7 protein-coding genes and 1 pseudogene are annotated in these 10,753 nt (G+C 70.9%); 2 read left to right on the top strand and 6 right to left on the bottom strand.

Annotated elements, in window-relative coordinates:
* Nucleotides 1-36 precede the first annotated feature (36 nt).
* Nucleotides 37-2,227: pseudogene (locus AC3FMM_RS27775) on the bottom strand (TonB-dependent receptor family protein).
* 309 nt (nucleotides 2,228-2,536) lie between these two features.
* On the opposite strand from AC3FMM_RS27775, the gene AC3FMM_RS27780 reads away from it, so the two are divergent.
* A complete protein-coding gene (locus AC3FMM_RS27780; RefSeq protein ID WP_115701846.1) occupies nucleotides 2,537-3,157 on the top strand; it encodes a flavodoxin family protein in 621 nt (206 codons plus the stop codon).
* Between the two features lie 7 nt (nucleotides 3,158-3,164).
* Here AC3FMM_RS27780 and AC3FMM_RS27785 read toward each other — a convergent pair whose 3' ends face one another.
* The 5 genes from AC3FMM_RS27785 to AC3FMM_RS27805 form a co-directional block, all read right to left on the bottom strand.
* Entirely contained in the window at nucleotides 3,165-4,565 is a 1,401-nt protein-coding gene (locus AC3FMM_RS27785; protein ID WP_488687760.1) for a DUF3526 domain-containing protein, read from the bottom strand.
* A complete protein-coding gene (locus tag AC3FMM_RS27790) occupies nucleotides 4,562-5,980 on the bottom strand; it encodes an ABC transporter permease (protein WP_488687761.1) in 1,419 nt (472 codons plus the stop codon). Before AC3FMM_RS27790 ends, AC3FMM_RS27785 begins: the two co-directional genes overlap by 4 nt.
* Nucleotides 5,977-6,693, bottom strand: coding sequence for an ABC transporter ATP-binding protein (locus AC3FMM_RS27795; protein ID WP_116314081.1), 717 nt, complete (start codon nucleotides 6,691-6,693; stop codon nucleotides 5,977-5,979). The genes AC3FMM_RS27790 and AC3FMM_RS27795 overlap by 4 nt, the downstream gene beginning before the upstream one ends.
* A 22-nt stretch (nucleotides 6,694-6,715) precedes the next feature.
* The gene (locus AC3FMM_RS27800; RefSeq protein WP_488687762.1) at nucleotides 6,716-8,830 is read right to left on the bottom strand and encodes a TonB-dependent receptor; all 2,115 of its coding nucleotides are present in this window, start codon (nucleotides 8,828-8,830) and stop codon (nucleotides 6,716-6,718) included.
* 134 nt (nucleotides 8,831-8,964) lie between these two features.
* Entirely contained in the window at nucleotides 8,965-9,366 is a 402-nt protein-coding gene (locus tag AC3FMM_RS27805; RefSeq protein WP_116314079.1) for a hypothetical protein, read from the bottom strand.
* A gap of 149 nt (nucleotides 9,367-9,515) precedes the next feature.
* Here AC3FMM_RS27805 and AC3FMM_RS27810 point away from each other — a divergent pair, with 149 nt between their 5' ends.
* Nucleotides 9,516-10,607: a methyl-accepting chemotaxis protein gene (locus AC3FMM_RS27810; protein ID WP_115713762.1), complete on the top strand. Its 1,092-nt coding sequence runs from the start codon at nucleotides 9,516-9,518 to the stop codon at nucleotides 10,605-10,607.
* The last annotated feature ends 146 nt before the right edge of the window (nucleotides 10,608-10,753 follow it).

Here is a 10,753-nt window from a genome sequence, read left to right on the forward strand (position 1 = left end):
AAAGGGCAACGACGGCCGAGGCAATCGGCGCCAGGCTTACAGCGCGGCGCGCAGCCCGATGAAGAAGCGCCGGCCCGGTGCCGGCTCGAAGTAGCGCCCGTTGGCCTCGTTGACGATGACCGAGCCGATATAGCGCCGGTCGGCCAGGTTGTCGATGCGGCCGAACAGGTAGAAACGCGTCGGGCCGAGGCGGAAGGCATAGCCGGCGCGCAGGTTGATCACGGCATAGCCCGGCGCCGCCTGGGTGTTGAGGTCGTCGGCATAGACGCGGCTGTCGACACGCAGTTCGGCCCCGAGCGTCAGCGGTGCGAGCGGCCGCCATGACAGGTCTGCGGCCAGGCTGTGGCGCGCGGTGCCGGGCAGGCGATTGCCGGCCGCCACGGCCTGGCCCTGCGCATTGACAAAGCCATCACCGAAGTACGCATCGAGCCAGGTATAGGCCAGCCCCGCCTCGATCCGGCTGCCGCCGTCCTGGCCCGGCGTGCCGACCTGACCCAGAAGGCCGCCGCGCCAGCCCAGCTCCAGCCCGGCGCCGGCGCACGCCGCTGACGTTCTGGTAGACGGTGCGCCCGGCGTTGTTCGATTGCGGCACCACCTCGTCATGGCTGTCGGCATCGAACAGCGCCGCTTCCAGCCGCTGCCCCGCCGCCTGCCACTTGATGCCGATCTCGCCCTGGCGGCTGGTCGATGCCTGCAAGCCCAGGTTGCTGCCGACGCCGCCGGGGCCGTAGGCGACCTCGGTCAGCGTCGGCGTCTCGAAGCCGCGGCCGAGATTGGCGTAGACGTTGACGGAATCCAGCGCATGCCAGACCACGCCCAGCACCGGGCTGACATTGCTGTAGCTGGCGTGGCCGCTGTCGTCGGGGCTGGCCGCGGTGATGAAATGGTCGTCGATGCCCAGCCGCACCCGGCTGGCGCGCGCCCCGCCCACCAGTTGCCAGGCCGGATGAAAGCTCCAGTCGAACTGGGCGAAGGCGCCGAGGTCGGTTGCGGTATTGGTTTCATCGCGGCGCAACGCCCCCTGGGTGCCGTTCTGGTTGACGTAGCCGTTGCGGCCGTCGCGCATGCCGTTGGCTTCGAGCCCGGCGCTCCACAGCAACGGCAGACCCGCGGCCGTGGTGGTGCGCCGGGTCCACGACAGCGCGGCACCGCCGAAGGTGCGGTCCAGGTCGACGATGCCGCCGGACGAGGTCGGCGCGGCGCCGCTGAAGCCCAGCCGCTGGTACAGGTTGCGCGTGCCGCCGTACAGCCGTGCCGACAGGCTGTCGGTGCCGCTGGCCTGGTGGTCCACCACCACCCCGGCCTGGGCCTGTTCGACGGTCTTGCCGGTATCGAACTGGGTGGCCGCGGCCACCGCCTGGCGCGGGTTGGCATCGGCCTGCGCGCGGGTCAGGCCGAGCGGATCCTGCGCCAGCGGCTGGTTGAAGTAATTGAACTGGCCGGTCACGCGCGTGCCGCTGGCCGGCTGCGCCACCACCCTGGCATTGAGCTGGTAGCGGCGCGCCGCGCTGTGTTCGCGGTAGCCGTCGGTCTGGTAGGTCCACGCATCGAGCGAGCCGCCGAGCCGCTCATTGCCGCCGGCCAGCGCCACGCCGGCCTGCCACTGGCCGTCGGCGCCGAAGCCGGTCGAAACGCGCCCGGTAACCCCATCCTTGGGCGGATCGGGCGTGAACACCTGCACCACCCCGCCCGAGGCATTGCCATACAGCTGCGCGAACGGGCCGCGCAGCACCTCGACCCGGCTGGCATTGGCAAGGTCGGCCGTCGATGCCTGCCCCTGTCCGTCCGGCATGGTGGCGGGGATGCCGTCGACATACAGGCGCACGCCGCGCACGCCGAAAGTCGAGCGCGTGCCGAAGCCGCGCACCGCCAGTTGCAGGTCCTGCGAAAAGTTCTGCCGGTCGCGCACCGCCACGCCCGGCACGCCAGCGAGCACCTCCGACAGGTTCACCAGCGGCGTGGCGCTGCGCAGCGGGTCGACCGGCACGCTGTCGATCGCGGCGGGCGCGTCGAAGCGGCGTTGCTCGCCGCGGGTGGCGCTGACCACCACGTCGGGCAGGGTCTCGCCGGTGGCCGCGGCAACGGCCGTGCCGGGCGCGTCCGCCGCCCGCGCGGCGGCGCTGGCCAGCATCAGCACCACGCACGCCAGCGTAGAACGCGCCGGGAAACGATGAACAGAGCGGCGCTGCTGCCGCATCGCCGGGATCTGCCTGCCGCCTGGGTTCATGGGAATCGGAAGCGGTTGCGGGTGGGGGCGCGGAGTCGGGCAGCGCCGGGCGGGGTGGATATGGCGCAACTTTATCCCGGCCGCGATGCGATGGCTACGCGCCGCGGTGCCGGGAAAACCCGTGACCGGGGCCGGTGCCACTTTCCGAATCAATGTTCAGAAACTTTCAACAACTTATTGCGTAACCACCCCTGCTTGCACTGCTTTGCCACCCTACACTTCCCTCACCAGCCGCTGCAGCCCGCAAATTTCCATCAGGCGACGCAGCATAACGATATTCAGATTTTCGAAATCAAAAGGATAGAAATCATGACCACCGCCTCCACCCGCGTTGCCATCGTCTACCACAGCGGCTACGGCCACACCGCCCGCCAGGCCCAGGCCGTCGCGCGCGGCGCCGGCAGCGTCGCGGGCACTGAAAGCCTGCTGATCCCGGTCGAGGACATCGACCAGCACTGGGATACCCTGGAACAGGTCGATGCCATCATCTTCGGCGCGCCGACCTACATGGGCAGCGCCTCGGCCCAGTTCAAGGGCTTCATGGACGCGACTTCGCGCAACGTGTTCGCCAAGGGCGGCAAGTGGGCCAACAAGGTCGCCGCCGGCTTTACCAACGCGGCCTCGCGCTCCGGCGACAAGCTGGCGACGCTGCAGCAGATCGCCATCTTCGCGGCACAGCACGGCATGCACTGGGTCAACCTGGGGCTGCCCCCGGGCCACAACAATTCCAAGTCGACCGAGGATTCGCTGAATCGCCATGGCTTCTTCCTGGGCGCGGCCGCGCAGTCGGATGCGGATGTGAGCGCCGAGGTGGCGCCGCCGCCCGCAGACCTGCGCACCGCCGAACACCTGGGTGCGCGCGTCGCCGAAGTGGCGCAGCAGCTGGTCGCGGGCCGGCAGGCGCTGGCGGCGCTGAAGGAAGCGGCCTGAGGCCACGTCAGGGCCGGGCCAGCCGGCCCCGGCACCGCCACAGCAGGCCCAGCAGCGCCGCGGCCAGTGCCAGTTGCTGCAGCCCGGCGCGCCACACCGCATGCCATGGGGGGCTGTCCATCCAGGCGAAGCGCGGCGCGTCGGCGTAGTCGTGCGGCAGCACGCCGCGATAGCTCATGATGCGCGGCACGAAGAAGGCGCGCCACTCGGCTTCGAAGCGGTTCACCTGCGCCATGTAGCGGGCGTAGCGCGGGGCGTCGTGCCCCGCCAGCCGGTCGGCCGCGAGCAGCAGCGACAGCGGCGGCGACAGCCATGCCCAGCGTTCCGCGTGCTCGAAGCGCTGCGCGCGCACGCGCTCGAATTCGGCCGCGATCGGCTCGATCCGCGCGGCCTGGTCGAGATAGCGCGGCATGAATGAAACCGGCCAGCTGTGCTGGCGCGGCGCGGCCGGCGCCCATTGCGGATGGGCGCGGTACCACGCCCGCACCAGGTCCGCCGCGGCGGCTTCGGCGTCCTGCTGGGCGGCGCGCATCTGCACGATCGCGGCCAGCCGCGACGGCATCGGCGCCATGCGGTCGGTCGCCGCCGCGATCATGGCCGGTGCGCCGAAGGTGACCACGGCCCACAGGCCCAGGCCGGCCAGCACCGCCGTGGCAGCGGAACCCGGCAGCAGGTTCAGCCATGCGCTCGCCGCACTCCAGAACAAGACGAACGCGGTCAGGCAGAACACCCACGCGCCGAAAGCGCGCAGGGTCGCCGCCGGGTCCAGCATGAACGCCAGCAGCGAAGCCAGCACCGCCAGCGTCCACACCGCGCCGGTCCGCACCGCCATCGCGGCAAGCAGCAGGCGCCAGCCGGCCGCGCCCTGCGCCAGCGATATCCGCCACGTGCCCTGCTCGCGCTCGCCCTGGACCATGCCCGCGCACAGGCACACCAGCAGCAGCGGCACCAGCAACGCGAGCGCCGTCGCCAGGTCCGCCATGCCGTAGCGCTGCAACAGCGGATTGCCCAGCTTCTCCTCGCTGCGGGCGTCGGTATGGCGGCTTTCCACGGTGACGCGGATGGCGGGCGGCAGCAGCTCGAGCATGCCGCTGGCCAGCGCGCGGCCGCCGGCTGCGGGCAACAGTGCCGCAGGCGCGTGCGCCCGGGCGAAGCGGAACGCCGCCATGGCGGCCTGGTCCCCCGCGGCCGGCGACGCCTGCGCGCCAGCCTGGCGCAGCGCTGCCTGCGTGCCGGCTTCCAGCTGCTGGAACTTGCCATGCCAGGCGCGCGCGCCCAGCCCCGACACCACCGCGCAGGCGCACAGCGCGGCAGCGGTCAGCAGCAGCCCCCAGCGGGCGCCACGCGCGCCCCACAACGCCCGCCATTGGGCCGCCAGCAGGCGCCCGGTCTGTCCGATCTGGTTCATGGCCGCATTCTCCGCAGGCGACCGTACAGCCCGGCCAGGGCCACCGCACACCACCACAGCAGGCAGGCGATCTCGGGCCACGCCGCGCGCAGCGCGAAGCCCGCCGGCGGCATGGTGTAGGCAAAGGGCGGGATCGCGCGCCACAGCGATGCGCCCGCATATTTGTCGTCGAACGAGGTCAGGCCGCGCGTATGGCCGGCATCCCAGGTATCGATCGCCGTATTGACGGTCTGCCGGTAGCGCTCGGCGGCGGTCTCGTAGTGGCGCTGGTGCGCAAGGTCGGTGCCGGCCATCTTCATGGCGAAGTTGCGCATCGCCAGCGTGGGGCTCAGCAGCGCGGCCGCGCGCATCACGTTCTCCTGCGCCGCGTAGCGCTGCCACAGCGCATCGAAATGCAGGGCGTGGACGCGGTCGGCGTAGGCGTCGCGCTGCAGCCTGCGCAGCGGCGCCGCGCCCACCGGGAGGTCGGCCAGGCGGGTCACGCCGTAGCGCTCCAGCAGCGCCGCGTCATGGCGCGCGGTGCGGGCGGCCAGGTTGCCGTCGCCCGGCAGCCCTTCCAGGTAGTCGTGCTGGATCGCGGCCCAGAAGGCCTGCGCCGATGGCAGCGGCACGGCATGCCGCGCCAGCGCCGCGCCGACGCCGGGGACCACAAAGACAAAGGCCAGCCACAGCCCGGCCAGCGCCAGCAACGCGCTCCTGCCGTCGGCCATCCATGCCGACACCGCCAACCCCAGGCCCGCCAGGATGGCGGTGTAGAGCAGGTAGCCGGCGCCCAGGCCGGCGGCGCGCCACCACACCGCGGCGTCGAGCGCGCCTTGCGCATGGCTGGCCACCACCGGTGCCAGCGCCAGCGCGACCGAAAAGACGGCGAAGCCCGCGACCAGCGCGAGGAACTTGCCCGCCAGCAGGCCGGCCGGGGCCATGCCGACGCCGTGCAGCATCCGCAGCGTGCCGCGCTGGCGCTCGCCGCTGACGGCATCGAAGCTGACCGCAAGCACCAGCAGCGGCAACAGCGCCGCGAACACGAAGCCGGCGCTCAGGTCGCCAAAGCGCGCGGAGGGCAGCGCGTCCTGCGCCGGCTCGAAGCGCGCGAGATTGCGCCGGTGCGGCTCCAGCCACAGCGCCTGGCCGAAGTAATCGCTCAGTCCCGGCTCGATCGCCGTCAGCGCCGAGGCCGGCCGGAACGCATACAGGCCGAAGTGCGCCCCGCGGTGCGGATGCTTGTCGCCCTGGTCGTCCCACTGCTGGCGCGTGGCCGCGGCCGCCTGCGCCACCTCTCCGGCGACCGTGGCATGCCGCTGCAGCGACACCAGCACGGCGATGGCCAGCACCACGGTGCCAATGCCCAGCAGCGCCACGGCCCGCCCTTCCCTGACCATCGCCTTGAGTTCCTTGCGCAGCACGGCCCCGATCATGATGCCGCTCCCGCTGCGCGCGCGTGCGCCAGGTAGGCGGCGGTCAGCGCCTGATGGTCGAGCGTGGACGCGTCGAACTCGGCCACCAGCACGCCGGCACGCAGGATGCCGATGCGGTCGGCCAGCTGCCTGGCGTTGAACAGGTCATGGGTGGCCATCAGCACCGCCATGCCGGCATCGGCGGCCGCGCGCACGCGGCGCGCCATGTCGTCCGCGGCAGCCGGGTCCAGCCCCGATGTCGGCTCGTCGAGCAGCAACAGCGAAGCCGACCTGGCCTGTGCAATCGCCAGCCCGACCTTCTGCCGCATGCCCTTCGAGTAGCCGCGCACGCGCCGGCCCTGCGCCTCGCGCGCCAGCCCGGCGCGGTCCAGCAGCGCGGCGGCCTCGGTGCGCGACAGCGCAATTCCCGCCATCGCGCAGAAATAGTCCAGGTTCTCCACGCCGGACAGGTAGGGATACAGCGCGACATTCTCGGGCAGATAGGCCACGCGCCGCCTGACCGCCACCGCATCGTCCGCCGGCGACAGCCCGTCCACGCGCACCATGCCGGCGGCGGACGGGACAAAGCCCAGGATGGCGTCGATGGTGGTGGTCTTGCCCGCGCCGTTGCCGCCCAGCAAGGCATAGACAGAGCCCGCGGGCACGCAAAGCTGCAGGTGGTCGACCACGCGACGGCCGTCGCGCAGGACGACCAGGTCATGGATTTCAAGCATGTTGGGGTCTCCGTCGGGCAGGTCAGAAGAAGTAGCGCGCCGCCATGCCGAACTGCCATTTCGGCTGCGGCGACACCAGCAGCCCGGCTGCCGAGCCATAGGCGGCCTCGGTCGAGAACCGGTGCGGCTGCAGCACCGCGAACAGCGACAGCTGGTATTGCTTCCAGTCCAGCACCCCGCGCAGGTCGAAGCGCGTGTAGGCCGGCATGAAGCGCAGCTGGGTCTGCGGCGTCCCCATGTAGTACGGGATGCCGGCGGTCAGGTAGGCGTCGGCATTGACGGTCAGCTGCACGCCCTGCAGCCGCTGCCGGTATTCCGCCCCGAGCTTGAGCTGGTGGCGCGGCACCGACAGCCTGGCGCCGGTGTTGGGCAGCGGGTTGTTGGCTTCGGCCTGGATGATGTGGCCGTAGCTGGCATAGAGCGAAACCGGCCGCACCGGCCGCCAGCGCGCCTCGACTTCATAGCCCTTGCGGGTGGTGTCGCCCACCGATCGGAACGAGCCGTCCGCCTGCCCGATGATCTCGTCCTCGTTGAGGGTGTAATAGGCCGCCGCGGTGACCGTCAGGTTGCGCGCCGGGGTGGCGGTGAAGCCCACGTCGTAGGACTTCACCTTCGACGGCGATACGTCATAGACCGTCCCGCCGGGCGCGCCCAGCGGCCCGGGCGCGCCGCTGCTGCTGATCTGCTCGGCGGCCGGCGAGCGGAAGCCCTGGGCGACGTTGGCGAACAGGTCGAGCCCGGGCAGCACGGTCCAGGCCGCGCCGAGCTTCGGCGTGGTGACTCCCTTGAAATAGTCCGTGCTGGCTGCCGGCAGCTTGCGGTTGACGATGTCGTAGTCGAACCAGTCGCGCCGCAGGCCGGCACTGAGCTTGACCGCATCGACCGGCTTGAACTGTCCCTGCACGAACAGCCCGTAGGTCAGCAGGCTCAGCCGCTGCGCGTTGACATAGTTGGCGGTAGGCACGCCGCGCAGCCAGATCTGGCGCTGCGCGTCGCCGTGGTCGCGGCGCACCTCCAGGCCGGCCATGAGCGCGGCGCGCTCGCCGAAGGCAACGTTGCCGGCCAGCCGGCCGCCGAAGATGCTGCGGTCGTCGGAGCCGACGGTATGCTGCACGCTGCTGGTGGCGATACCGCGCTCGCGCTCGAAGGCTTCGCCGTACAGCGTCGCGTACCAGCCTTCTTCGCCGTGCGCGGGCGCGCGGTTCAGCGCGAACATCGAGCGCGTGCCGCTGCCGAAGCCAGGCAGGCCGTACTGGGTCGAGCGCGGGTCCACCTTGCCCGACTGCAGGTCGCTCAGCAGCAGGTAGCCGGCCGCCGTCGATTCAGCGCGATAGTGATTCAGGCGCAGGCTGTAGAGACCTTCGCCGATGCGGGTCGACAGCTTCCAGAACAGATTGTCGCGCTCGGTGCTGCCGTCGTAGCGGTAGCTGTGGGTGCGGTACAGGTCCGCGATGAACAGCGACTCGATCGGTTGCGCGTCAGGCCGCAGCGCATGGCGGCCCGACAGCACCAGGGTGGCGCGCTTGCCGTCGTAGCGGTCCAGCCCGATGCCGAAGCTGGACGGCACCTCGCCGGACTGGGTCCGGATCGGCACCGCGCCGGCCCGGTTCTGGTCGCCGTACAGCGCCGACACCGGCCCCTTGATGACATCGATCTGGCCGATCATGTCCGGCGTCAGCCATTCCAGGAAGGCCGGACCGTGCCCCGCCCCCGCCTGGCTGGACGGCATGTTCTGCGGCACCCCGTCGACATAGACTGCGGTGTCGGCACCGTGCGTGCCCTGGGTGGCAAAGCCGCGCATGCGGAAGCCATTGCCGGTATCGCCCTGGTCGATATTGTTGGCCACCACGCCGGGCACGCGGCGGAACATGTTGGAGATGTCCCGGCCGATATTGATGGTGGCCAGTTCCTCGGCCGTGATCACCGATACCGCTGCCGGCAGCCCCGCGCTGTCGGTGGTGACGACGTTGCGCCGGTCATGCGGTCGGTCGTCCTGCGTCGCCACCACGCTGACGTGCGGCAGCATGCCGTGACCGGCTTCGGCCGCGGCGGGCTGGCTGAGGAGACCCGATGCCAGCGGCAACAGCGCGCAAGCGAAGGCGCGCGCGGTACCCGTGTGTTCGTTGTTGTTGTTCATGAACCCTTGCGACGGCGCGCACGGAAGCCGCTGCGGGCAGCGGGCGGGCCGTACCAAATCCAGACGTGAGCAAGCCACCCGCCGGGGCTGGCGGGCGGGGAATCAGACGTAAGCGGAAGGCGGCGCCGCGGCGTTCAGCCGGCGGCGCAGGGCAGCGCCGGGGGCGCGCGCAAGGTGGGGGGTGAAAGGAAGCGTGTGCGCCATGGCGGCGCGGTGACAGCGACCGGCCGGCTCCGCGACAGCAAGCGCCGGATCACGCCCAGCAGCTGGGCCGCGAACGCGATGCACAGGAACAGATGCAGCCGGGGCGAACACCAGAGGCAATCGCACTCGGTCTGGTCTTCGGCGGGGGCGCGCCCGGATTCGACGGCCCCGGCTCCGTCGAACTGGTCTGCAGCCACGGCCATGGCCGGGTTCGCCGCCGGCGTCCGCGCTTCCGGCACCGCATGCACGTGCGTCACCGCGGCCCACGCCTGCACGAGAACGAGCAGGAGCACGGCCCAGGCGAGACGCACGAGGTTCGCATGCAGACGCATTGAAGGTGGCGCTGGCGGTTTCGACGGGCGCCATCATAACGCAACTCAATTGCAAATGTAAGCGGCGCCGCTCGCAAGAAGGCTAAAGCCCTCGCCCTTTCCCGCCGTTAAGCAATGGGGTCGCATTGGGACGGAGACAGGAGACAGAGATGCAGAATCTTGGCATTCGCATACGCCTGGGCGCGGCGTTTGGCGCCATGTGGTCGCTGATGGCGATCGGGACCGCGGTGGCCGTGCCGCGCATGCAGGACGGCGCCGATGCGCGGCGACTGCTGATGGCGCTGGCCGCAGCCGGGCTATGCCTGGCGGTAGGCGCGGTCTGGGGACTGTCGCGCAGCATCGAGGCGCCGCTGTCCGAAGCCGTCCACATTGCCGAAACCGTGGCCGCGGGCGACCTCAGCCAGGAATTCAATACCGACCGCGGCGGCGAGTTCGGCCGGTTGCTCGGTGGTCTGGGCGAGATGGAAGACATGCTGACCGACCTGGTCACGCGCATCCGCACCGCCACCGACTCCATTACCGACGCCTCGCACCAGATTGCCGCCGGCAATACCGACCTGTCGCAACGCACCGAAGAGCAGGCCGCGGCGCTGCAGCAAACGGCATCGAGCATGGGCGAGCTGACCGCAATGGTGCAGCAGAACACCGAACGCGCCCGCGCCGCCAACGGCATGGCCGCCAGCGCCTCGGACATCGCCGCGCGCGGCGGCGAAGTGGTGGGCAACGTGGTGCAGACCATGTCGGCGATCAGCGCCAGCTCACGCAAGGTCACCGACATCATCGAGGTGATCGAAGGCATCGCCTTCCAGACCAATATCCTGGCTCTGAACGCCGCGGTCGAAGCGGCCCGCGCGGGCGAACAGGGCCGCGGCTTCGCCGTGGTCGCGGGCGAGGTGCGCACGCTGGCACAGCGCAGCGCCGCCGCGGCGCGCGAGATCAAGCAGCTGATCGACGATTCGGTGCAGCAGGTCGACAGCGGCTCGGCCCTGGTCGGCCAGGCCGGCACAACCATGCAGGAAATCGTCCAGGCCGTGGCCAGCGTCACCGGGCTGCTGGGCGAGATCACCACCGCATCGGAACAGCAAAGCGCCGGCATCGCCCAGGTCAACGAAGCGGTGGCGCAGATGGACACCGTCACGCAGCAGAACGCCGCGCTGGTGGAGCAGGCGGCCAGCGCGTCGCAGGCGCTGGCCGGGCGGGCGACGGAGTTGCAGCAGGTGGTGGGGGAGTTCAGGCTGTAGGGGTGCCGGCTAGCGCGGGCCCGCTGCGCGTTACTTGCGTCGGTCGATTCAAACGCCCGCTTGTGTACTCCCTCTCCCGCTTGCGGGAGAGGGTCGGGGTGAGGGCGGGAGTCTCTACGAAGTCAGGCCTGCGGTATGCCACCGCC

This window comes from Cupriavidus sp. 207A1, from assembly GCF_057798955.1.